At 70.0% G+C, this 23,612-nt stretch carries 19 protein-coding genes; 15 read left to right on the top strand and 4 right to left on the bottom strand.

Translation table 11 applies throughout. From position 1 onward, the window contains the following. Positions 1-125 precede the first annotated feature (125 nt). From ACWC97_RS26670 to ACWC97_RS26660, 3 genes are all read right to left on the bottom strand, one after another. Entirely contained in the window at positions 126-1,364 is a 1,239-nt protein-coding gene (locus ACWC97_RS26670; RefSeq protein WP_450651991.1) for an MraY family glycosyltransferase, read from the bottom strand. A gap of 99 nt (positions 1,365-1,463) precedes the next feature. Then, complete coding sequence (locus ACWC97_RS26665) at positions 1,464-2,876, bottom strand: acyltransferase family protein (RefSeq protein WP_450651989.1); 1,413 nt, start codon at positions 2,874-2,876, stop codon at positions 1,464-1,466. A 240-nt stretch (positions 2,877-3,116) separates the two neighbouring features. Further along, entirely contained in the window at positions 3,117-3,938 is an 822-nt protein-coding gene (locus tag ACWC97_RS26660; protein WP_385207961.1) for a C40 family peptidase, read from the bottom strand. An 816-nt stretch (positions 3,939-4,754) separates the two neighbouring features. Between ACWC97_RS26660 and ACWC97_RS26655 the strand changes: the two genes are divergently transcribed. From ACWC97_RS26655 to recQ, 15 genes are all read left to right on the top strand, one after another. After that, on the top strand, positions 4,755-5,114 hold the full coding sequence (locus ACWC97_RS26655) for an NADH-quinone oxidoreductase subunit A (protein WP_352276004.1): 360 nt from the start codon (positions 4,755-4,757) through the stop codon (positions 5,112-5,114). Positions 5,115-5,138: 24 nt separating this feature from the next. Beyond that, positions 5,139-5,693 (top strand): NuoB/complex I 20 kDa subunit family protein, encoded by a 555-nt coding sequence (locus ACWC97_RS26650; RefSeq protein ID WP_352276005.1) that lies wholly within the window; start codon positions 5,139-5,141, stop codon positions 5,691-5,693. Next, positions 5,690-6,415, top strand: coding sequence for an NADH-quinone oxidoreductase subunit C (locus tag ACWC97_RS26645; protein WP_352276006.1), 726 nt, complete (start codon positions 5,690-5,692; stop codon positions 6,413-6,415). Before ACWC97_RS26650 ends, ACWC97_RS26645 begins: the two co-directional genes overlap by 4 nt. Then, entirely contained in the window at positions 6,415-7,737 is a 1,323-nt protein-coding gene (locus ACWC97_RS26640) for an NADH-quinone oxidoreductase subunit D (protein ID WP_352276008.1), read from the top strand. The genes ACWC97_RS26645 and ACWC97_RS26640 overlap by 1 nt, the downstream gene beginning before the upstream one ends. 29 nt (positions 7,738-7,766) lie before the next feature. Beyond that, positions 7,767-8,495 carry an NADH-quinone oxidoreductase subunit NuoE gene (nuoE, locus tag ACWC97_RS26635; protein ID WP_352276163.1) on the top strand — a complete coding sequence of 243 codons (729 nt, stop codon included), beginning with the start codon at positions 7,767-7,769 and terminating at the stop codon, positions 8,493-8,495. After that, positions 8,495-9,871 (top strand): NADH-quinone oxidoreductase subunit NuoF, encoded by a 1,377-nt coding sequence (gene nuoF / locus ACWC97_RS26630; RefSeq protein WP_352276010.1) that lies wholly within the window; start codon positions 8,495-8,497, stop codon positions 9,869-9,871. The genes nuoE and nuoF overlap by 1 nt, the downstream gene beginning before the upstream one ends. Beyond that, a complete protein-coding gene (locus ACWC97_RS26625) occupies positions 9,868-12,399 on the top strand; it encodes an NADH-quinone oxidoreductase subunit G (protein WP_450651985.1) in 2,532 nt (843 codons plus the stop codon). Before nuoF ends, ACWC97_RS26625 begins: the two co-directional genes overlap by 4 nt. Beyond that, the gene (gene nuoH / locus ACWC97_RS26620) at positions 12,396-13,799 is read left to right on the top strand and encodes an NADH-quinone oxidoreductase subunit NuoH (protein ID WP_352276012.1); all 1,404 of its coding nucleotides are present in this window, start codon (positions 12,396-12,398) and stop codon (positions 13,797-13,799) included. The genes ACWC97_RS26625 and nuoH overlap by 4 nt, the downstream gene beginning before the upstream one ends. Then, positions 13,792-14,469 carry an NADH-quinone oxidoreductase subunit NuoI gene (gene nuoI, locus ACWC97_RS26615; protein ID WP_352276013.1) on the top strand — a complete coding sequence of 226 codons (678 nt, stop codon included), beginning with the start codon at positions 13,792-13,794 and terminating at the stop codon, positions 14,467-14,469. The genes nuoH and nuoI overlap by 8 nt, the downstream gene beginning before the upstream one ends. Further along, a complete protein-coding gene (locus tag ACWC97_RS26610) occupies positions 14,466-15,293 on the top strand; it encodes an NADH-quinone oxidoreductase subunit J (RefSeq protein ID WP_352276015.1) in 828 nt (275 codons plus the stop codon). Before nuoI ends, ACWC97_RS26610 begins: the two co-directional genes overlap by 4 nt. Continuing rightward, positions 15,290-15,589: an NADH-quinone oxidoreductase subunit NuoK gene (nuoK, locus tag ACWC97_RS26605; RefSeq protein WP_352276016.1), complete on the top strand. Its 300-nt coding sequence runs from the start codon at positions 15,290-15,292 to the stop codon at positions 15,587-15,589. The genes ACWC97_RS26610 and nuoK overlap by 4 nt, the downstream gene beginning before the upstream one ends. 14 nt (positions 15,590-15,603) lie before the next feature. Then, positions 15,604-17,499, top strand: a complete 1,896-nt coding sequence (nuoL, locus tag ACWC97_RS26600; RefSeq protein ID WP_352276017.1) for an NADH-quinone oxidoreductase subunit L — start codon at positions 15,604-15,606, stop codon at positions 17,497-17,499. 4 nt (positions 17,500-17,503) lie between these two features. Next, on the top strand, positions 17,504-19,114 hold the full coding sequence (locus ACWC97_RS26595; RefSeq protein WP_352276018.1) for an NADH-quinone oxidoreductase subunit M: 1,611 nt from the start codon (positions 17,504-17,506) through the stop codon (positions 19,112-19,114). Further along, positions 19,111-20,775 (top strand): NADH-quinone oxidoreductase subunit NuoN, encoded by a 1,665-nt coding sequence (gene nuoN / locus ACWC97_RS26590; RefSeq protein WP_352276020.1) that lies wholly within the window; start codon positions 19,111-19,113, stop codon positions 20,773-20,775. The genes ACWC97_RS26595 and nuoN overlap by 4 nt, the downstream gene beginning before the upstream one ends. A 137-nt stretch (positions 20,776-20,912) precedes the next feature. Next, positions 20,913-22,958, top strand: a complete 2,046-nt coding sequence (gene recQ / locus ACWC97_RS26585; protein ID WP_450651981.1) for a DNA helicase RecQ — start codon at positions 20,913-20,915, stop codon at positions 22,956-22,958. 28 nt (positions 22,959-22,986) lie between these two features. On the opposite strand, the gene ACWC97_RS26580 is transcribed toward recQ, so the two are convergent. Then, positions 22,987-23,592, bottom strand: a complete 606-nt coding sequence (locus ACWC97_RS26580; protein ID WP_450651979.1) for a Uma2 family endonuclease — start codon at positions 23,590-23,592, stop codon at positions 22,987-22,989. Positions 23,593-23,612 lie beyond the last annotated feature (20 nt).

Below are 23,612 nucleotides of genomic sequence, written 5' to 3'. Positions count from 1 at the left end.
GCTCGGGCGGTACCGTCAGCATGCCGAGCGGGTCCGGGCGGGGGCGTCCGCCGAAAGTCCACGAGGGCCCGACCAAAGGATGAACCGGCCGCATGGGGGAAGCGGCCCCGGGGCCGCCGGGCCCGTCAGGCGGCTCGGTGCCCGGTGTCCACGGAGGCGCGGGGGGCGTCGGCCGGGGTGCTGCCACCGGCGATGACGCGGCCCTTGCGGCGGCGGGCGAACAGGCGCCTGGGGAACCGGCCGCGGGGGAACAGACGGCGGGTGAGGCGGGCCTCGTAACGCGGCTGGAGCAGCAGGAACAGGCCCAGCGCGCAGACGCCCGCGATCCCGTACAGCATCCAGGACTTGGCGCCCCGCGCCGAGTAGGCCACGATCCCGAACGAGAAGAGCGCCGACCAGAAGTACATGAGCAGCACGGCCCGGCGGTGCGAGTGGCCGAGCTGGAGCAGCCGGTGGTGGAGGTGGCCCTTGTCGGCGGCGAACGGGGACATCCCGTTCCAGGTGCGCCGGACGACGGCCAGCACCAGGTCCGCGACGGGCAGCGCGATGACGGAGAGCGGAAGCAGCAGCGGAATGTAGACCGGCACCATCGCGGCCGAGCCGGACGTGCCGTCCACCGACTGGTTGAGGAGGCTCGGGTCGACGTCCCCGGTGACGGAGACGGCGCATCCGGCGATGAGCAGGCCGAGCAGCATGGAGCCCGAGTCGCCCATGAAGATGCGCGCCGGGTGGGAGTTGTGGATGAGGAAGCCGAGGCACATGCCCGCGAGAATCGCGGAGACGAGCGTGGTGGACGCGGCGGCCTCGATCCCGTAGCCGTACCAGAGCCGGTACGCGTACAGGAAGAACGCCGTCGCCGCGATGCCCATCGTGCCCGCGGCCAGTCCGTCGAGTCCGTCGACGAAGTTGACCGCGTTGATGGAGACGACGACGAGTCCGACGGTCAGCAGGGTGCTCTGCCAGTCGGAGAGGTAGATGCCGTCCGTGCCCGGCACCGGGAGCCAGGGGATGGTCAGACCCTGGAAGACCATCACTCCGGCGGCGAGGACCTGCCCGCCGAGCTTGACCAGCGCGTCGACGCCCCATTTGTCGTCGAGCACACCGAGGAGGCAGATCAGCGTCGCCCCGGACAGCAGGGCCCGGGGCGTGGAGCTCTGGGTGAAGATCTCTTCCAGCTGCGGGAGGTGCGAGGCGACCAGCAGTCCGGCCAGCAGTCCGCCGAACATGGCCATGCCGCCCAGGCGCGGGGTGGGCTCGCGGTGCACGTCACGCGCCCGGACCTCGGGGACCACCCCGATCGCGATGGCGAACTTCCGTACCGGCGCGGTCAGGAGATGCGTCACCGCAGCCGTGACGAACAGCATCAGCACATAGTCCCGCACGGGCCGCCTCACATCCTGGCCCAACAGGCCGGTACCTGCACAGGCGCCCGGTCCGGGGCCCCTGATCGCACCCCGGCGAGCCTAGCTCATACGGATTCCCGCGCTGCGGGGAGCGGGGAGCGGGGCGGTCAGGGCGGGCTTCCTGGGCACGGCCTTCCCGGGTACGGGGTTCTCGCGTACGGGCTTCCCGGGCACGGGCCTCTCGGCCACGCGCCTCTCGGCCACGCGCCTCTCCTGCGCGGCGAACAGGGCCGCCAGCACCAGCAGCACCCACAGCACCGGAGTCGGTGTCCCGTCGGGGGCGACGAAACCCTGGGCGGCGAGGCCGAGGAGACCGGCGGCGGCGAGCACCGCGGCGGCGGCGACCCGGCCGGGGCCCGTCCGTACCACCGCACCGGAACCGGCGGAACGGCGCCGGAATTCGAAGCGGCCGAATATCCGGGTGAAACACACCAGGAAGAATCCCGCGGTGGAGATCCAAATCGGTACCATCGCGAACCACAACGCGCTGCCGGGGGCCGGAGTGGCGAAACCGAATCCGACGACGAATATTCCGGCCGTCATGACAAGAGCGGGCATGTGCCAGAGATACAGGGTCATGAACCGGGCCCCGCACCAGCCCAGTACGGCCGTGACACGGGGGCGTCCCGCACATCGGACGATCAGCGGCTTGAGCGTCAGCCAGAGGCCGAGTTGTCCCGCCGTCAGCGTGAGCATCACCGCGGTCGGCGGGCTCATGTTGGAGACCGGTGCCCCGGGCATTCCGATCATCGACGCCGGATACGGGCCGAGGACCACGGCGACGGCGGTGAGTCCGAAACCGGCAACGGCCAGGGCCGGGGCCGTCCAGCCGCTCCGCATGCGCAGCCCGCCGTCGGCGTAGTGGAAGCCGAGCTGATGGGCGGCCAGCCAGACGAACAGGGCGTTCAGGAAGCCGACCGCCGGGCCGATCTGGAACCGCAGCACGTCGATGACCAGGGCGGACGCGGCGAGCACGCCGAGCACCCGCCAGCCGTGGCGGCGGTACCACCGGTACATCAGCGGGGTGACCGCGACGACGAGCACGTACACCGCGAGGAACCAGAGCAGTTGTCCCGCGATCTTCCCCGCCATCAGCACCGGCTGCCGGGGCACGCCCGCGCCGATCAGGAGGTGGGGCAGCAGCAGCCATACGCCGGCCAGGGGCACGACCGGCACCAGGAGACGCGCGATCCTGCCCCGGAGCCATTCGGGAACCGAATCCACCGAACGGAACGAGAAGAAATTCGCCGCGCCACCGGCGAAGAAGACCATCGGCATCACCTGGGTCAGCCAGGTGACGATCCACCAACCGGGACTGGCGAGTGCGTTCCCGGTATTCAGCCGGCCGTTCTCATAGGTCAGTACCGGCATGAGCCAGTGCTGGGAAATGACCGCCAGAACGCACAGGGCTCTGATGATGTCTATGAAGGGATCACGGGCGCGACCGGGTGAATGCGCGGGCGTTGACTGCATGTATTCATCGTGCTGTCGGCAGTCGGAACAGGCAGTAAAGCGGCCCCCCGAATAGTTCGGGGGGCCAGCACCGAGCCCATGGTGGGGGCAGCACCACCCCGGCCGGGAACGGCGAAGGGCCGTCGCTCCCGAGCGGGGGAGGCGACGGCCCTTCCACGGCGTACGGCCAGTCGGCGTCGGCGTACCGACGTATCGGCCAACGGACGCGCCGACGTACCGGCGTGCCGGTGCGCCGGTGGATCAGAGAACGCGGACCGCGCCCGACGGCGGGTCGTAGGAGAGCGGACGCTGGACCACACCGGTGCTGGAGTTCTGCGCACCGACGAACTGGCCGCCGCCCACGTAGACGCCGACGTGGTACGCGCTGCCCGCGCCGCCCCAGTACAGGATGTCGCCCGGCTGGAGGTTGCTCAGCGAGACCTGGGTGCCCGCGGTGGACTGGGCCTGAGAGACGCGCGGCAGGTCGACGCCGACCGTACGGAACGCGGCCTGGACCAGACCGGAGCAGTCCCACGAGTTGGGGCCGGTGCCGCCGGACACGTACGCGTCGCCGACCTGGGCCTTCACGAAGGCGATGACGGACGCGGCGGAGCCGGTCGCGTTCGACGAGACGGACGGGGCGCCGGCGGTGCTCGTGGAGCCGGCGGACGCGCTGAGCGTCGTACGCGTGGCGGTGCGGGAGGCGCGCTCGGCGGCCTCGGCCTTCGCCTTGGCGGCGGCCTCCGCCTTCTTCTTGGCCTCGGCCTTGCGGACCGCCTCGGCCTTGGCCTTCTTGGCGGCCTTCGCCGCGGTGGTCGCGGCGGCGTCCTGCTGGGCCTGCGTCTGCAGGTCCTGGGCGACCTGCTGGGTGGCCTCGGCGGACGCGGCGACGGCGGTGGAGAGCCCGGAGGTGAGGGTGGGCATCTCGATGGTCTGGGTCACCGGCTCGGCCTGGGCCGAACCGGCGGTGCCCGCCACGGCGATGGTGCTGAGGACGCCACCGGCAACTCCGGCACGCAGCGCCGTCTTCGGGGCGTTCCGGCGGGGCTTCCGGTGGCTGGGTATGTGAGCGGTGTGGGACATGGGTACTAGCGCTATCAGGGCTCCGGGCCTCCCATCAAGAAACGTGTGTTGCGACACAGTTACGTTCGGAATCTGCGAATCCGCTTCCTGGAGGGCTTTATTGACGCCGTAACGGGCAAAACGGGCATGCCTGATCACCGCTGTGATCACGGACTTTCGGTAATACGCCCGAATTGCCCGGCGCTTACCATCCGCCCACGCTGATGGCCAAGCCCGCTTTTGCCGCGCCCCTTGGTGAGTGACGCAGGTCACAGCGTGATCGGCGCACGAGGGGCGGTTATGCGCCATGCGCCCAAGGTGGCGCCTCGCGGGGGGGATGCTCCATTCGTCCGTAAAGGCGCACATGTTCGCATGGGTCCACTTTGCTCTCCGGGCTGCCACGCGCGGGTGAGTTCCAGTGGCGCGGGCGGAGGGGGCGCCGCCCTCGGGGTGCGGCCGGGGCGTCCGGGGGCCGGGTTCGGGGCGGGGGTCTCTATCACCCCGTGACGTCCATCGCCAATTTGCTTGGTAGGGCCATCTCTTGATAGGGCGACAGCCGTTTGACCAGCGGTAACAACCTCGGATGTCACGTCTCGTGATCACTCGACCGCTTCACGTGTGAAGATCACCGCTCATCCGACTTCATGATCCTTCGTCAGGTGGTGGAGATCACAAAGACGTTGCTGCACCCCGTGTCGCAGATCACAGGATGGCGGGCATAGGATGCGGGGCAGTCGGGCTTGTGAACTGCCTCACATGAGCACGATCTTGGTGAGGCGGTGAGCCGGTCGCCCGATGCGGTCCAACGGTCAAGGACGACTGGAAGGAGCGAGGAGCGTGAATGCCTACGCGCCCATCCTCGTGCTCGGCGCCCTCGGGGCAGGGTTTGCGATCTTCTCCGTGGTCATGGCCACGCTTATCGGCCCCAAGCGGTACAACCGGGCAAAGCTCGAAGCGTACGAGTGCGGGATCGAACCCACCCCCACTCCGGCCGGAGGCGGCCGCTTTCCCATCAAGTACTACCTGACGGCGATGCTCTTCATCGTCTTCGACATCGAGATCGTCTTCCTCTATCCCTGGGCCGTCTCCTTCGACGCCCTGGGGATCTTCGGGCTCGTGGAGATGCTGCTCTTCGTGCTCACCGTCTTTGTCGCCTACGCCTATGTGTGGCGTCGCGGCGGCCTGGACTGGGACTGAGGACTAGGGGCTGAGGAGCACACCATGGGACTCGAAGAGAAGCTGCCCAGCGGCTTCGTACTGACCACTGTCGAACAGGCCGCCGGCTGGGTGCGGAAGTCCTCCGTCTTCCCCGCCACCTTCGGCCTCGCCTGTTGCGCCATCGAGATGATGACGACCGGGGCCGGGCGGTACGACCTGGCCCGGTTCGGGATGGAGGTCTTCCGTGGATCGCCGCGGCAGGCGGATCTGATGATCGTCGCAGGACGGGTCAGCCAGAAGATGGCTCCCGTCCTGCGGCAGGTCTACGACCAGATGCCCAATCCCAAGTGGGTCATCTCGATGGGCGTTTGCGCGTCATCGGGCGGAATGTTCAACAATTACGCCATTGTTCAGGGTGTTGATCATATTGTCCCGGTCGATATCTATCTGCCGGGCTGTCCGCCCCGGCCCGAGATGCTGATGGACGCGATCCTCAAGCTCCACCAGAAGATCCAGGGCTCCAAGCTCGGGGTCAACGCGCAGGAGGCCGCCCGCGAGGCGGAGGACGCCGCGCTCAAGGCACTGCCCCTGATCGAGATGAAGGGGCTGCTGCGGTGAGCGAGAGCCGTAACCAGGACGAGCAGAACCCGAACGCCGTGCCCGCCCCCCGCGCGGACACCGGCGAGGTCATCGGCGTACGCAAGGGCATGTTCGGCGCCGAGAACGGCGGCGACACCTCCGGCTACGGCGGCCTCGTCCGCACCGTGACCCTGCCCGGCGCGGCCTCCCGCCCCTACGGCGGCTGGTTCGACGAGGTCGCCGACGAACTCGAAGGCGCCCTGGAGGAGCAGGACCTCCTCCCGGAGAACGCCATCGAGAAGACCGTCGTCGACCGGGGCGAGCTCACCTTCCACATCGCCCGCGAACACCTGCCCCGGGTCGCCCGCACCCTGCGCGACGACCCGGCGCTGCGCTTCGAGCTCTGCACGGGGGTGAGCGGTGTCCACTTCCCCGGCGACAAGGGCCGCGAGCTGCACGCCGTCTACCACCTGCGCTCGCTCACGCACGGCCGGCTGATCCGCCTGGAGGTGTCGGCCCCGGACGAGGACCCGCACATCCCGTCCCTCGTCGCGGTCTACCCGACCAACGACTGGCACGAGCGCGAGGTCTACGACTTCTTCGGGCTGGTCTTCGACGGGCACCCCGCCCTCACCCGGATCATGATGCCGGACGACTGGCAGGGCTTCCCGCAGCGCAAGGACTACCCGCTCGGCGGCATCGCCGTCGAGTACAAGGGCGCCCAGATTCCGGCTCCGGACCAGCGGAGGTCGTACTCCTGATGACCACTCCCCACGCAACCCCGCGCGCGACGACCGAGGGCACCGTATACACGGTCACCGGCGGCGACTGGGACGAGGTCGTCGACTCCGCGGTCAAGTCCGACGACGAGCGCATCATCGTCAACATGGGCCCCCAGCACCCCTCCACCCACGGCGTGCTGCGGCTGATCCTGGAGATCGACGGCGAGACCGTCACCGAGGCCCGCTGCGGCATCGGCTACCTCCACACCGGCATCGAGAAGAACCTCGAATACCGGAGCTGGACCCAGGGCACCACCTTCGTCACGCGCATGGACTACCTGACGCCGTTCTTCAACGAGACGGCGTACTGCCTCGGCGTCGAGAAGCTCCTCGGCATCGAGGACCAGATCCCCGACCGGGCCAGCGTCCTGCGCGTGCTCCTGATGGAGCTCAACCGGCTCTCCTCGCATCTGGTGTGCATCGCCACCGGCGGCATGGAGCTCGGCGCCACCACGATCATGATCTACGGATTCCGCGACCGTGAGCTGGTGCTCGACCTCTTCGAGCTGATCACCGGCCTGCGCATGAACCACGCGTTCGTCCGCCCCGGCGGGCTCGCCCAGGACCTGCCGCCCGGCGCGGTCGACCAGCTCCGCGAGTTCGTGAAGACCATGAAGAAGAACCTGCCGGAGTACGACAAGCTCGCCACCGGCAACCCCATCTTCAAGGCCCGCATGCAGGACGTCGGCTACCTCGACCTGACCGGCTGCATGGCGCTGGGCGCCACCGGCCCGATCCTGCGCTCCGCCGGGCTCCCGCACGACCTGCGCAAGACCGACCCGTACTGCGGGTACGAGACCTACGACTTCGACGTCCCGACCGCCGACAGCTGCGACGCCTACGGCCGCTTCCTCGTCCGCCTGGAAGAGATGCGCCAGTCGCTGCGGATCATCGAGCAGTGCATCGACCGGCTCGCCCCCGGACCGGTGATGGTCGCCGACAAGAAGATCGCCTGGCCGGCCCAGCTCGCGCTCGGACCGGACGGACTGGGCAACTCGCTCGACCACATCAAGAAGATCATGGGCACCTCCATGGAGGCCCTGATCCACCACTTCAAGCTGGTGACCGAGGGCTTCCGGGTCCCGGCCGGGCAGGCGTACACCGCCGTCGAATCGCCCAAGGGCGAGCTCGGCGTGCACGTCGTCTCGGACGGCGGCACCCGCCCCTACCGGGTCCACTTCCGCGACCCCTCCTTCACCAACCTCCAGGCCATGGCGGCGATGTGCGAGGGCGGCCAGGTCGCCGACGTCATCGTCGCCGTCGCGTCCATCGACCCCGTGATGGGAGGCGTCGACCGGTGACCGAAGCACCCAAGGAAGTCAGTCTGGGGATGCCGCAGCTCCCCGCCCCCGCCTACCCGGCCGAGGTGCGCGCCAGGCTCGAAGCGGACGCGAAGGAGGTGATCGCCCGCTACCCCGGCAGCCGCTCCGCCCTGCTGCCCCTGCTCCACCTGGTGCAGTCCGAGGAGGGCTACGTCTCCCGCACCGGCATGGCGTTCTGCGCCGACATGCTCGGCCTCACCACCGCCGAGGTCACCGCCGTCGCCACCTTCTACACGATGTACCGGCGCCGCCCCAGCGGCGACTACCAGGTCGGCGTCTGCACCAACACGCTGTGCGCGGTGATGGGCGGCGACGCCATCTTCGAACGGCTCCAGGAACACCTCGGCGTCGGCAACGACGGTACGGACATGACCACGGTCGACGGGAAGATCACCCTCGAACACATCGAGTGCAACGCGGCCTGCGACTTCGCCCCCGTGGTGATGGTCAACTGGGAGTTCTTCGACAACCAGACGCCCGAGAGCGCGACCCGACTGGTCGACGACCTCATCGCCGGGCGCACCGTCGAACCCACCCGCGGCGCCCCGCTCTGCTCGTACAAGGAGACCGCCCGCATCCTGGCCGGATTCCCCGACGAGCGACCCGGCGCCGTCGAGGCAACCGGCGGCGCGGGCCCCGCCTCGCTGGTCGGCCTCCGGCTCGCCAAGGGCGAGGAGCCGCACGCGCGCGTCGTCGCCCCGCGCGGTGAACGCCCGACCGACGAGGAGGGGGAGTGATGACGTTGACGACCGAACTCGACGACAACGGAGGCGGGAACGGGGACAGCCCCGAGAAGCTCCTCTCCCCCGTCCTCTCCGCGTTCTGGGACGCACCGGAGTCCTGGACGCTGGAGACCTACCGGCGCCACGACGGGTACGAGGGGCTGCGCAAGGCCCTCGCCATGACGCCGGACGACCTCATCGCCTACGTCAAGGACTCCGGCCTGCGCGGCCGGGGCGGCGCGGGCTTCCCCACCGGGATGAAGTGGCAGTTCATCCCCCAGGGCGACGGCAAGCCGCACTACCTGGTGGTCAACGCCGACGAGTCGGAGCCGGGCACCTGCAAGGACATCCCGCTCCTCTTCGCCAACCCGCACAGCCTCATCGAGGGCATCGTGATCGCCTGCTACGCGATCCGCTCCTCGCACGCCTTCATCTACCTGCGCGGCGAGGTCGTCCCCGTACTGCGCAGGCTCCACGAAGCCGTGCGCGAGGCGTACGAGGCGGGCTACCTCGGCAAGGACGTCCTGGGCTCCGGGCTCGACCTGGAACTCACCGTGCACGCGGGCGCCGGCGCGTACATCTGCGGTGAGGAGACCGCACTGCTCGACTCGCTGGAAGGACGACGCGGCCAGCCCCGGCTGCGGCCCCCCTTCCCCGCCGTCGAGGGCCTGTACGCCTGCCCCACCGTGGTGAACAACGTCGAGTCCATCGCCTCGGTTCCCGCGATCCTGAACCGGGGCAAGGACTGGTTCCGGTCGATGGGCAGCGAGAAGTCCCCCGGCTTCACCCTGTACTCGCTCAGCGGGCACGTCGCGACCCCCGGCCAGTACGAGGCGCCGCTCGGCATCACGCTGCGCCAGCTGCTCGACATGAGCGGCGGCATGCGCCCCGGCCACCGGCTGAAGTTCTGGACCCCGGGCGGCTCGTCCACCCCGATGTTCACCGACGAACACCTCGACGTGCCGCTCGACTACGAGGGCGTCGGCGCCGCCGGATCCATGCTCGGCACCAAGGCGCTCCAGTGCTTCGACGAGACCACCTGCGTCGTACGCGCCGTCACCCGCTGGACCGAGTTCTACGCCCACGAGTCCTGCGGCAAGTGCACACCCTGCCGCGAGGGCACGTACTGGCTCGTCCAGCTGCTCCGCGACATCGAGGCGGGCAAGGGGCGGATGTCCGACCTCGACAAGCTCAACGACATCGCCGACAACATCAACGGCAAGTCCTTCTGCGCCCTCGGCGACGGCGCCGCCTCGCCGATCTTCTCCTCGCTGAAGTACTTCCGCGAGGAGTACGAGCAGCACATCACGGGCAAGGGCTGCCCCTTCGATCCCGCCCGGTCCACCGCCTGGGCCGACGACAAGAACGCTCACCAGGGGGTGAACGCATGACAGTCACCACGAGTGCGCCCTCCGGGGGCGGCGAGGCGGCGATCCCGCCCGAGGACCTGGTCACGCTGACCATCGACGGCATCGAGATCAGCGTGCCCAAGGGCACCCTGGTCATCCGGGCCGCCGAACTCCTCGGCATCGAGATCCCACGCTTCTGCGACCACCCGCTCCTCGACCCGGTCGGTGCCTGCCGCCAGTGCATCGTCGAGGTCGAGGGCCAGCGCAAGCCGATGGCCTCCTGCACCATCACCTGCACCGAGGGCATGGTGGTCAGGTCGCAGCTCACCTCGCCCGTCGCCGAGAAGGCCCAGAAGGGTGTGATGGAGCTGCTGCTCATCAACCACCCGCTGGACTGCCCGGTCTGCGACAAGGGCGGCGAGTGCCCGCTGCAGAACCAGGCGATGTCGCACGGCGAGGCCGACTCCCGCTTCGAGGGGAAGAAGCGGACGTACGAGAAGCCCGTCCCGATCTCCACCCAGGTCCTGCTGGACCGCGAACGGTGCGTGCTCTGCGCGCGCTGCACCCGGTTCTCCAACCAGGTGGCGGGCGACCCGATGATCGAGCTGGTCGAGCGCGGCGCGCTCCAGCAGGTCGGCACCGGCGAGGGCGACCCCTTCGAGTCGTACTTCTCCGGGAACACCATCCAGATCTGCCCGGTCGGCGCGCTGACCTCGTCGGCGTACCGGTTCCGCTCCCGCCCCTTCGACCTGGTCTCCTCGCCGTCGGTCTGCGAGCACTGCTCGGGCGGCTGCGCCACCCGTACCGACCACCGGCGCGGCAAGGTCATGCGGCGGCTCGCCGCCAACGACCCCGAGGTCAACGAGGAGTGGGTCTGCGACAAGGGCCGCTTCGGCTTCCGCTACGCCCAGCAGCGCGACCGGCTCACCACCCCGCTGGTCCGCAACGCCGAGGGCGTCCTGGAACCGGCGAGCTGGCCCGAGGCGCTGGCCGCCGCCGCGACCGGACTGGCCGCCGCGCGCGGCCGCACGGGCGTGCTCACCGGCGGTCGGCTGACCGTCGAGGACGCCTACGCGTACAGCAAGTTCGCCCGGGTCGCCCTGGACACCAACGACATCGACTTCCGGGCCCGCGTGCACAGCGGCGAGGAGGCCGACTTCCTGGCCGCCCGGGTCGCCGGCCGCGGCCGGGACCTCGACAACACGGGCGTCACGTACGGCTCGCTGGAGAAGGCGCCGACGGTGCTGCTGGTCGGCTTCGAGTCGGAGGAGGAGGCCCCCGGCGTCTTCCTGCGGCTGCGCAAGGCCCACCGCAAGCACAAGCAGCGCACGTACGCGGTCGCCTCGCACGCCACCCGGGGCCTCACCAAGGCCGGCGGCACGCTGCTGCCCGCCGCCCCCGGCACCGAGACCGAGTGGCTGGACGCCCTCGCGGGCGGCGTCGGACTCGACGGCGAGGGCGCGGCGGCCGCCGAGGCCCTGCGCGCCGAGGGCTCCGTGATCATGGTCGGCGAGCGGCTGGCCGGAGTGCCGGGCGGGTTCACCGCCGCGCTGCGGACGGCCACCGCGACCGGGGCGGCGCTGGTGTGGATCCCGCGCCGGGCCGGGGAACGCGGTGCGGTGGAGGCGGGCGCGCTCCCGTCGCTGCTGCCCGGCGGCCGTCCGGCGACCGACCCGCGGGCCCGCGGCGAGGTGGCCTCCATCTGGGGCGTCGGCGAACTCCCCGGCCGCTTCGGCCGCGACACCGGCCAGATCATCGAGGCCGCCGCCACCGGCGAACTGGCAGCGCTGCTGGTCGCCGGGGTCGGGACCGAGGACCTGCCGGACCCGGCCCGCGCCCTGGAGGCCCTGGACCGGGTCGGATTCCTGGTCTCGCTGGAGCTGCGGCCGAGCGAGGTCACCGACCGCGCCGACGTGGTGCTCCCGGTCGCCGCGGTGGCCGAGAAGCCCGGCACGTTCCTCAACTGGGAGGGCCGGGTGCGGATGTTCGACGCCGCGCTGAAGCCCGAGCAGATGACCCGCACGCTCGCCCCGGCCGACGCCCGGGTGCTGCACATGCTGGCCGACGCCATGGCCCGTACCGGGAACGTGACGGCCGCCGCCCGCTTCGCGCTGCCCGACCTGAAGTCCGTACGCCGCGAACTGGACCGGTTCGGCGGCTGGACCGGGGCGCACGGCGCCGAGCCGAACGAGGCGGCGCGCCCGCTGCCCCGGCCCGGCGACGGCGAGGCCGTCCTCGCGGGCCACCGGATGCTGCTCGACCTGGGCCGGCTCCAGGAGGGCGACGAGGCGCTGGCCGGCACCCGGCACGCCGCGGTCGCCCGGCTCTCCCCGGCCACCGCCGCCGAGACCGGTGTGAAGGACGGCGACCTGCTGGCCGTCACCGGCCCCACGGGCAGCGTCACCTTCCCGCTGCGGGTCACCGACATGCCGGACCGGGTGGTCTGGGTGCCGCTGAACTCCGCCGGGCGGGGCGTGCCGGCCGACACCGGTGCCCTCCCCGGCGGCCTGGTCCGGATCGGCCCCGCCACGCCGGGGACCCCCGACGTCACACCGGAGGTGGGGGCGTGAGCGCCTTCGCGCAACTGGCCGCGGCACCGCACAGCGTCGTGCTCGCCGCCGAGGACCTGTCGATGTTCGGCACCGACCCGTGGTGGCTCGTCGTCATCAAGGCGGTGTTCTGCTTCGCGTTCCTGATGGTGACCGTGCTCTTCTCGATCGTGTGGGAGCGCAAGGTCGTCGCCTGGATGCAGCTGCGCATCGGCCCCAACCGGCACGGTCCCTGGGGCATGCTCCAGTCGCTCGCCGACGGCATCAAGCTGATGCTGAAGGAGGACGTGATCGTCAAGCGCGCGGACAAGGTGGTCTACGTCCTCGCGCCGATCATCGCCGCCATCCCGGCGTTCATGGCGATCGCGGTCATCCCCTTCGGCCCGTCCGGCAACGAGGTCTCGATCTTCGGGCACCGCACCACGATGCAGCTCACCGACCTGCCGATCGCGATGCTCTACATCCTCGCCGTCGCCTCGGTCGGGATCTACGGCATCGTCCTGGCCGGCTGGTCGTCCGGATCGACGTACCCGCTCCTGGGCGGTCTGCGCTCCTGCGCCCAGATGATCAGCTACGAGATCGCGATGGGCGCCGCGTTCGCCTCGGTCTTCCTCTACTCCGGGTCGATGTCGACCTCGAAGATCGTGGAGGCGCAGCAGGACCGGTGGTTCATCCTCCTGCTGCCGGTCTCGTTCATCATCTACATCGTCACGATGGTCGGTGAGACCAACCGGGCCCCGTTCGACATGCCGGAGTCCGAGGGCGACCTGGTCGGCGGCTTCAACACCGAGTACTCGTCCATCAAGTTCGCGATGTTCATGCTCGCCGAGTACGTCAACATGGTCACCGTCTCCGCCGTCTCCACGACCCTGTTCCTGGGCGGCTGGCGGGCCCCGTACCCGATCAGCACCTTCTGGGAGGGCGCGAACCACGGCTGGTGGCCGATGCTCTGGTTCGTCATCAAGGTCCAGTTGCTCCTCTTCTTCTTCATCTGGCTGCGCGGCACGCTGCCCCGGGTCCGCTACGACCAGCTGATGAAGCTCGGCTGGAAGGTCCTCATCCCGGTCTCGGTGGTCTGGCTGATGCTGGTCGCCACCGTGCGGGCGCTGCGCAACGAGGGGTACGACTTCTCGGGGATCGTGCTGTACGTGGCCGGGGCGGTGCTCGCGATCCTGCTGCTCTCCTTCGTCGCCGACCTCTTCCGCGACAAGAAGGAGCGGGCCGCCGACGCGGCCGCCGGACCGGAGCCGGCCTTCGACCCGATGGCGGGCGGATTCCCGGTGCCGCCCCTGCCCGGACAGACCCTGCCGCCGGTGCCGCGCCGCAGGCCGCGGGGCGAGCGGGAGCTCGTTGTCAGTGGCGGGGCGGATACTCAGAGTGACGGAAACGCGAGTGACGGAAAGGAGGCCGACGGTGTCTGAGTCGCCCAACTCCCCGGGGACTCCGGGGTCCGAGGGATCCTCGGGATCTTCCGGATCCTCCGGAGAGAAGTTCCTGAACCCCGTCGCCGGCTTCGGCGTGACCTTCAAGGCCATGTTCAAGAAGCGGCTGACCGAGCAGTATCCGGAGACGCCGAAGGTGACGGCGCCGCGCTTCCACGGCCGGCACCAGCTCAACCGCCACCCGGACGGGCTGGAGAAGTGCGTCGGCTGCGAGCTGTGCGCCTGGGCCTGCCCGGCCGACGCGATCTACGTCGAGGGCGCGGACAACACCGACGAGGAGCGCTACTCCCCGGGCGAGCGCTACGGCCGCGTCTACCAGATCAACTACGCCCGCTGCATCCTGTGCGGACTGTGCATCGAGGCCTGCCCGACCCGGGCGCTGACGATGACCAACGAGTTCGAGCTGGCCAACACCACCCGCGAAAGCCTCATCTACACCAAGGACGAGCTGCTCGCGGGCCTGGAGGAGGGCATGGTCGACACCCCGCACGCGATCTTCCCGGGGATGGACGAGCAGGACTACTACCGGGGTCTGGTCACCGAGGCCGCCCCCGGCACGGAGCGCCAGACCGCCGTCTCCAAGGGCGAGAAGCCGGACGACGACGCCCACCACGAGAACAACGGCTCGGCGCAGGGGGTGGGCGCATGACCGCCCTGGCCGCCGCGGCCTCCCAGACCTCGACCGGCGAGGCCGTCCAGTTCTGGGTGCTCGCCGTCGTCGCCGTGATCGGCGCGCTGTCCACCATCCTCATGAAGAAGGCCGTGCACAGTGCGCTGAGCCTCGCCGGGACCATGATCGTCCTGGCGGTGTTCTACCTCGCCAACGGCGCGTACTTCCTGGGCATCGTCCAGATCGTCGTCTACACCGGCGCGATCATGATGCTCTTCCTCTTCGTGGTCATGCTGGTCGGCGTCACCGCGGCCGACTCGCTGAAGGAGACCCTGAAGGGCCAGCGCTGGCTGGCCGCAGGCTGCGGCCTCGGCTTCGGGGTCCTGCTGATCGCGGGCATCGGCAACGCCTCGCTGAGCAGCTTCAACGGGCTCGGTACCGCCAACACCGAGCACGGCGGAAACGTGGAGGGGCTGGCCAGCCTCATCTTCACCAAGTACGTCTTCGCCTTCGAGATCACCGGCGCCCTGCTGATCACCGCGACGGTCGGCGCGATGGTGCTCACCCACCGGGAGCGCACCGAGCGCGCGAAGACCCAGCGCGAGCTGTCCGAGGAGCGGGTGCGCGGTACGCAGCTCCCGCCGCTGCCCGCCCCCGGCGTCTACGCCCGGCACAACGCGGTGGACATCCCGGGCCTGCTCCCCGACGGCACGCCCTCCGAGCTCACCGTCATGGGCACCCTGCGCGACCGCGGCCAGATCCGCGACGTCTCGCACGAATCGCTGGACCGGCTCCGGGCGCTGGAGCAGCGCTCCGAGGAGCGGCTCGGCCGGGACAACGAAGAAGAGGAGGTCGCCAAGTGAATCCGGTCAACTACCTCTATCTCGCTGCCCTGCTGTTCACCATCGGTGCGGCCGGTGTGCTGATCCGGCGGAACGCGATCGTGCTGTTCATGTGTGTGGAGCTGATGCTCAACGCCTGCAACCTCGCGTTCGTGACCTTCTCCCGGATGCACGGCAATCTCGACGGCCAGATCATCGCCTTCTTCACGATGGTCGTCGCCGCCGCGGAGGTCGTGGTCGGGCTCGCGATCATCGTGTCGGTGTTCCGTTCCCGCCACTCGGCCTCGGTCGACGACGCCAGCCTGATGAAGCTGTAAGGGGACGTTGAATCGTGGAGAACCTGATCGCGCTGCTCGTGGCGGCGCCCCTGCTCGGAGCGGCGGTCCTGCTCTGCGGCGGACGACGGCTGGACCGCGCCGGGCACTGGCTCGGCACCCTGCTCGCCGCCGCCTCCTTCGTCATCGGCGTCGTGCTCTTCCTCGACATGCTGGGGAAGGGCGCGGAGGACCGGGCCCTGCACCAGAAGCTGTTCAGCTGGGTACCGGTCGAGGGCTTCCAGGCCGACGTGGCCTTCCAGCTCGACCAGCTGTCGATGACGTTCGTCCTGCTGATCACCGGTGTGGGCACCCTGATCCACATCTACTCGATCGGCTACATGGAGCACGACGAACGCCGCCGTCGCTTCTTCGCCTATCTGAACCTGTTCCTCGCGGCGATGCTCCTGCTGGTCCTCGCCGACAACTACCTGCTGCTGTACGCCGGGTGGGAGGGCGTCGGCCTGGCGTCGTACCTGCTCATCGGCTTCTGGCAGCACAAGCCCAGCGCGGCCACCGCCGCCAAGAAGGCGTTCCTGGTCAACCGGGTCGGCGACATGGGCCTGTCGATCGCGATCATGCTGATGTTCACCACCTTCGGCACCTTCGCCTTCGGCCCGGTCCTCGAAGCGACCGGGGAGACGAGCGAGGGCAAGCTGACGGCGATCGGCCTGATGCTGCTCCTCGCGGCCTGCGGCAAGTCGGCCCAGGTGCCGCTCCAGTCCTGGCTCGGTGACGCGATGGAGGGTCCGACCCCGGTCTCGGCCCTCATCCACGCCGCGACCATGGTCACCGCGGGCGTCTACCTCATCGTCCGCTCCGGCGCGATCTTCAACGGGGCGCCGGACGCCCAGCTGGTCGTCGTGGTCGTCGGCGCGGTCACCCTGCTCTTCGGGGCGATCGTCGGTTGCGCGAAGGACGACATCAAGAAGGCCCTCGCCGGTTCGACGATGTCGCAGATCGGCTACATGATCCTGGCCGCCGGGCTCGGCCCGATCGGCTACGTCTTCGCGATCATGCACCTGGTGACGCACGGCTTCTTCAAGGCCGGGCTCTTCCTCGGCGCCGGTTCGGTCATGCACGGCATGAACGACGAGGTCGACATGCGGAAGTTCGGCGGCCTGCGGAAGTACATGCCGGTCACCTTCATCACCTTCGGCCTCGGCTATCTGGCTATCATCGGATTCCCCGGACTGTCCGGCTTCTTCTCCAAGGACAAGATCATCGAGGCGGCGTTCGCCAAGGGCGGCACCGAGGGCTGGATCCTCGGCTCCGTGGCCCTGCTGGGCGCCGCGATCACCGCGTTCTACATGACGCGCGTGATGCTGATGACGTTCTTCGGCGAGAAGCGCTGGCAGCCCGACGCGGACGGCAACGAGCCGCACCCGCACGAGTCCCCGAAGTCGATGACCATCCCCATGATCGTCCTCGCCTTCGGCTCGGTCTTCGCCGGCGGGCTGTTCTCCATCGGCGACCGCTTCCTGAACTGGCTGGAGCCGGTCACCCAGCACAGCCACGGACACGCGCCCGTCAGCGCCACGACGGTCACCGCCGCCACCATGGTGGTCCTCGTCGTCGGCGTCGCCCTCGCCTGGGCGATGTACGGACGCAAGCCCGTGCCGGTCACCGCCCCGCGCGGCTCGCTGCTCACCCGGGCCGCCCGCCGCGACCTCCTCCAGGACGACTTCAACCACGTGGTCCTGGTCCGCGGCGGCGAGCACCTCACCCGCTCCCTGGTCTACGTCGACCACACCCTGGTCGACGGCGTCGTCAACGGCACGGCGGCCTCGATGGGCGGTCTCTCCGGCCGGCTGCGCAAGCTGCAGAACGGCTACGCCCGCTCCTACGCGGTCTCGATGTTCGGCGGTACGGCGGTCCTCATCGCCGTGACCCTGCTGATGAGGGCGGTCTGATCACATGTCCTTTCCCCTCCTGACAGCGACCGCGGCGCTCCCGGCGATCGGGGCGGTCGCCACCGCCGCCGTCCCGGCCGCGAAGCGCACCGCCGCGAAATGGACGGCGCTGGTCTTCTCGCTGGCCACGCTCGTCCTGGCGGGCCTCGCGCTCGCCCGCTTCGAGCCCGGCGGCGAGCGCTACCAGCTCACCGAATCGCACGCCTGGATCAAGGACTTCGGCGTCCGCTACGAACTGGGCGTGGACGGCATCGGCGTCGCGCTCATGGCGCTCACCGCCCTGCTGATCCCCTTCGTCATCCTGGCCGGCTGGAACGACGCCGATCCGTCCCCAAGCTCTCAACTCCGTTCGAGCGGGGGAGGCCCCAACGAGACGAAGCCGTATCGATGGCGCCCGACCCAGGGCTTCTTCGCCCTGATCCTCATGGTCGAGGCGATGGTGATCCTCTCCTTCGAGGCCACCGACGTCTTCCTCTTCTACATCCTCTTCGAAGCCATGCTCATCCCGATGTACTTCCTCATCGGCGGCTTCGGGGACCGGGCGCACTCCGGGAGCGACGAGAACGCGGCGGCGCAGCGCTCGTACGCCGCGGTCAAGTTCCTCCTCTACAACCTGGCCGGCGGGCTCATCATGCTGGCCGCCGTGATCGGCCTCTACGTCGTCGCGGGGACGTTCTCGCTCTCCGAGATCGCCGAGGCCCGCGCCAACGGCTCGCTCTCCATGGCGACCGGCACCGAGCGCTGGCTCTTCCTCGGGTTCTTCTTCGCCTTCGCGGTGAAGGCCCCGCTGTGGCCGCTGCACACCTGGCTGCCCAACGCGATGGGCGAGGCGACCTCCCCGGTGGCCGTCCTGATCACCGCGGTCGTCGACAAGGTCGGCACCTTCGCGATGCTCCGCTTCTGCCTCCAGCTCTTCCCGGAGGCCAGCAAGTGGGCGACGCCGGTGATCGTCGTCCTGGCGCTGATCAGCATCGTCTACGGGGCGCTGCTCGCCGTCGGCCAGCGCGACATCAAGCGCCTGATCGCCTACGCGTCGATCTCGCACTTCGGCTTCATCATCCTGGGCATCTTCGCGATGACCAGCCAGGGCCAGTCCGGCGCCACGCTCTACATGGTCAACCACGGGATCTCGACCGCCGCCCTGATGCTGGTGGCGGGCTTCCTGATCACCCGGCGCGGCTCCCGGCTCATCGCCGACTACGGCGGGGTCCAGAAGGTGGCGCCGATCCTGGCCGGCACCTTCCTGATCGGCGGTCTGGCGACCCTGTCGCTGCCCGGGCTCGCCCCGTTCGTCAGCGAGTTCCTGGTCCTGGTCGGCGCGTTCAGCGCCTACCCGGCGGCGGGCATCGTCGCCACCACCGGCATCGTGCTCGCCGCGCTCTACGTGCTCGTCCTCTACCAGCGGACGATGACGGGCCCGGTGAAGGCCGAGGTCCAGGGCATGGCGGACCTCAAGGTCCGGGAGCTGGCGGTGGTCGTCCCGCTGATCGCGCTGCTGCTCTTCCTGGGCGTCTATCCGAAACCGCTGACCGAGATCGTCAACCCGGCGGTGCAGCACACCATGTCGGACGTCCAGAAGAAGGACCCCCAGCCTGAGGTGGAGGCCGCCAAGTGAGCGCAACAGCTGTCCACGGTCTGTGGACGACGGCGGGCGGGGTGACGGCGGCCGCCCCCGTCGAGAGGTTCAAGGCGCCGGTCATCGAGTACACCCAGCTCATGCCGGTCCTCATCGTGATCGGTGTCGCCGTGGTGGGCGTGCTCGTCGAGGCGTTCGTGCCGCGCCGGGCCCGCTACTACACGCAGGTCTTCCTCACGGTCGTCGCGCTGGCCGCCGCGTTCGCCTCGGTGGTCGGCCTGGCGGCCAGCGGCTACGCGACGACGAAGGCGCACATCGCCGCGATGGGCGCCATCGCGATCGACGGGCCGACGCTCTTCCTGCAGGGCACCATCCTGCTGACCTCGCTGGTCGCCGTCTTCACCTTCGCCGAGCGCAGGCTCGACCCCGCCTCGCACGGCAACCACGTCGACTCCTTCGCCGCCCAGGCCGCCTCGGTCCCCGGCAGCGACAGCGAGAAGGCCGCGGTCAAGGCCGGGTTCACCACCACCGAGGTCTTCCCTCTGGTGCTGTTCTCGGTGGCCGGGATGCTGGTCTTCCCGGCCGCCAACGACCTGCTGACGCTCTTCGTGGCCCTGGAGGTCTTCTCCCTCCCGCTCTACCTGCTCTGCGCCGTCGCCCGCCGCAAGCGGCTGATGTCGCAGGAGGCCGCGGTGAAGTACTTCCTGCTCGGCGCGTTCTCCTCGGCCTTCCTGCTCTTCGGGATCGCCCTGCTCTACGGGTACGCGGGCTCCGTCTCGTACGCCCGGATCGCCCAGGTCGTCGACGGCTCGGTCACCCAGATCGACCCGGCGCTCGCCGCCACCATGGGCAACGACGCGCTGCTGCTGATCGGCGGCGCGATGATCCTCACCGGCCTGCTCTTCAAGGTCGGCGCCGTGCCCTTCCACATGTGGACCCCGGACGTCTACCAGGGCGCCCCGACCCCGGTCACGGGCTTCATGGCCGCGGCCACCAAGGTCGCCGCGTTCGGCGCGCTGCTGCGGCTGCTGTACGTGGTGCTGCCGGGCCTCGCCTGGGACTGGCGCCCGGTGATGTGGGCCGTCGCGATCGTCACGATGCTGGGCGGGGCGATCGTCGCGATCACCCAGACCGACATCAAGCGGCTGCTGGCCTACTCCTCGATCGCGCACGCCGGGTTCATCCTCGCCGGTGTGATCGCGACGACCCCGGACGGCATCTCGTCGGTCCTCTTCTACCTCGGCGCGTACTCCTTCGTGACGGTCGGCGCCTTCGCCGTCGTCACCCTGGTGCGCGACGCGGGCGGCGAGGCCACGCACCTGTCGAAGTGGGCCGGGCTCGGCCGCCGCTCGCCGCTGGTCGCCGCGGTCTTCGCGGTGTTCCTGCTGGCCTTCGCCGGTATCCCGCTCACCTCCGGCTTCTCCGGGAAGTTCGCCGTGTTCAAGGCGGCGGCGGACGGCGGCGCGGGCGGACTGGTCGTGGTCGGTGTGATCTCCTCCGCGATCGCCGCGTTCTTCTACATCCGGGTCATCGTGCTGATGTTCTTCAGCGAGCCGAAGGCGGACGGCCCCACGGTCGCCGTCCCGTCGCCGCTGACGATGACGACGATCGGGGTGGGCGTCGCGGTCACGCTGGTGCTGGGCCTGGCCCCGCAGTACTTCCTGGACCTGGCGAGCCAGGCGGGGATCTTCGTGCGGTAGCCCACCGCGCACGTCACGAACAGCGCCGGACGGGGCCTTGCCGAGTCAAGCCCGTCCGGCGCTGTCGTATGCGGCGCCTATCGTGGCAGGGAGACGGCAACACGGAGCAGGGCAGAGCGATGGGCGCGGGCGGAACGATGGATGTGACCGAGAGCGACGCACGGCGGACGCTGCACAAGGTGTTCGGCTACGAGGCGTTCCGCGGTGAGCAGGAAGCGATCGTCGACCATGTGGTGGCCGGCGGCGACGCCGTCGTGCTCATGCCCACGGGCGGCGGAAAGTCCCTCTGCTACCAGATCCCGGCCCTGGTCAGAGCCGGTACGGGCGTAGTGGTCTCCCCGCTGATCGCCCTCATGCAGGACCAGGTCGACGCGTTGCGGGCGCTCGGCGTGCGCGCCGGGTTCGTCAACTCGACGCAGGACTTCGACGAGCGCCGCTCGATGGAGGCGCAGTTCCTCGCCGGTGAGCTCGATCTGCTCTACCTGGCCCCGGAGCGGCTCCGGCTCGACTCCACGCTCGACCTGCTCGCGCGCGGCGAAATCTCCGTCTTCGCGATCGACGAGGCGCACTGCGTCGCCCAGTGGGGCCACGACTTCCGCCCCGACTACCTGGCCCTCTCGGTCCTCGGCGAGCGCTGGCCCGACGTACCGCGCATCGCGCTGACCGCGACCGCCACCGACGCCACGCACCAGGAGATCACCCGGCGCCTCGGCATGCCCGACGCCAAGCACTTCGTCGCCAGCTTCGACCGCCCCAACATCCAGTACCGGATCGTGTCCAAGGCCGACCCGAAGAAGCAGCTCCTCACCTTCCTCAAGGAGGAGCACGCCGGGGACGCGGGCATCGTCTACTGCCTCTCGCGCAATTCGACGGAGAAGACCGCCGAGTACCTCTCCCGCAACGGCATCGAGGCCGTCCCGTACCACGCGGGGCTCGACGCGGGCACCCGCGCCGCCCACCAGTCCCGGTTCCTGCGCGAGGAGGGGCTGGTCGTCGTCGCGACGATCGCCTTTGGCATGGGCATCGACAAGCCGGACGTACGGTTCGTCGCCCACCTCGACCTGCCGAAGTCGGTCGAGGGCTACTACCAGGAGACCGGCCGCGCCGGCCGCGACGGGCAGCCGTCCACGGCCTGGATGGCGTACGGCCTCCAGGACGTGGTCCAGCAGCGCAAGCTCATCCAGGGCGGCGAGGGCGACGAGGCGTTCCGCCGCCGCGCCGCCTCCCACCTCGACGCGATGCTGGCCCTGTGCGAGACGGTCCGCTGCCGCCGGGCGCAGCTCCTGACGTACTTCGGCCAGGTGCCCACCACGACGGACTGCGGCAACTGCGACACCTGCCTGACCCCGCCGGAGAGCTGGGACGGCACGGTGGCCGCGCAGAAGCTGCTGTCGACGGTGGTGCGGCTGAAGCGGGAGCGCGGGCAGAAGTTCGGCGCGGGCCAGATCATCGACATCCTGCTCGGCCGCCGCACCGCGAAGGTCATCCAGTTCGACCACGACCAGCTCTCCGTCTTCGGCATCGGCGAGGAGCTGAGCGAGGCCGAATGGCGCGGTGCCGTAAGGCAGTTGCTCGCGCAGGGGCTGCTCGCCGTCGAGGGCGAGTACGGGACGCTGGTGCTGACCGAGGAGAGCGGCTCGGTCCTCGGGCGGCAGCGCGAGGTCCACCTGCGCAAGGAGGCGCCGAAGCCCGCGTCCCGGTCCACCAAGGCCGAGCGCAGGACGAAGTCGCAGGCGGCCGCCGCCGAGCTGCCCCCGGAGGCCGTTCCGGTCTTCGAGGCGCTGCGGGCCTGGCGCGCCGCACAGGCGAAGGAGCAGGGCGTCCCGGCGTACGTCATCTTCCACGACGCGACCCTGCGCGAGATCGCCGCGGCCCGGCCGGACTCGGTCGCCGCGCTCGGCGGCATCAGCGGCCTGGGCGAGAAGAAGCTGGCGACGTACGGGGAGGGCGTGCTGGAAGTCCTGGCGGAGCTCGCCGAGGGGGCGCCCCTGGAGTCCCCGGCGCCCCAGGAGTCCTTGGCGGCTCCGGAGCCCCGGACGGCTCCGGAGCCCCGGGCGCCCGAGGCGACCCCGGCGGCCCAGGAACCCGCCAAGTCCCCGGCGCCCCGCGCCCAGGCCCAGGCCCCGGCGCCCTACGACGACGCGGAGTTCGGCTGGGACGAGGAGCCGCCCGAGTACGCGTGAGCGCGCGGGCCGGGCGCCGGGCGGTCCGCTACCGCTCCGCCGCCCGGCGCCGCGCGGTGATCTCCGTGAGGTCGAGATCGACGGGGAAGGGGACGGAGACCTTCATCCGGTCGTGGAAGATCCCGGTGGAGGTGTAGGCCCCGGTCGACGGCTCCAGCTCGAAGACGTAGACCACGGCCCGGTCGTCGTGGTTCTCCACCCGCCAGTAGTGCGGGATCCTCGCCCGCGCGTACTTCACGGGCTTGGTCTCGCGGTCCCGGGTGAGGGACTCCGGGGAGGCGACCTCGATGGCCAGGAGCACGGACCCGGCGGGGAAGCGGGTCTGGCTGGCCTCATGGACGACCTCGCCGTCCACGACGATCACATCGGGCTCGGGCCGGTTGTAGCGGTCGATGTCGATGGTGAACTCGCGCACGACCTCAAGGTCAGGAGGCAGCAGTGACTGCAACCGCCACTCGAAGAAACTCACTGCCCTTGAGTGGAACAAGGTCTGCGGACTCACGAAAACGAGGCTCCCGTCGATCAGCTCCGTGTGTGGAGGCAGATTCGGGAGTGTGTCCAGGTCATCGGCGGTCCAGCCGCCCACGGGCGGAACCGCCCACCGCGGCTCGTTGGCCTCGGGTCCGACGCTCATCAGTGCTCCCATGACGTGGA

Source organism: Streptomyces sp. NPDC001108, assembly GCF_053598535.1.
This window is presented reverse-complemented; position numbering and strand designations above follow the sequence as displayed.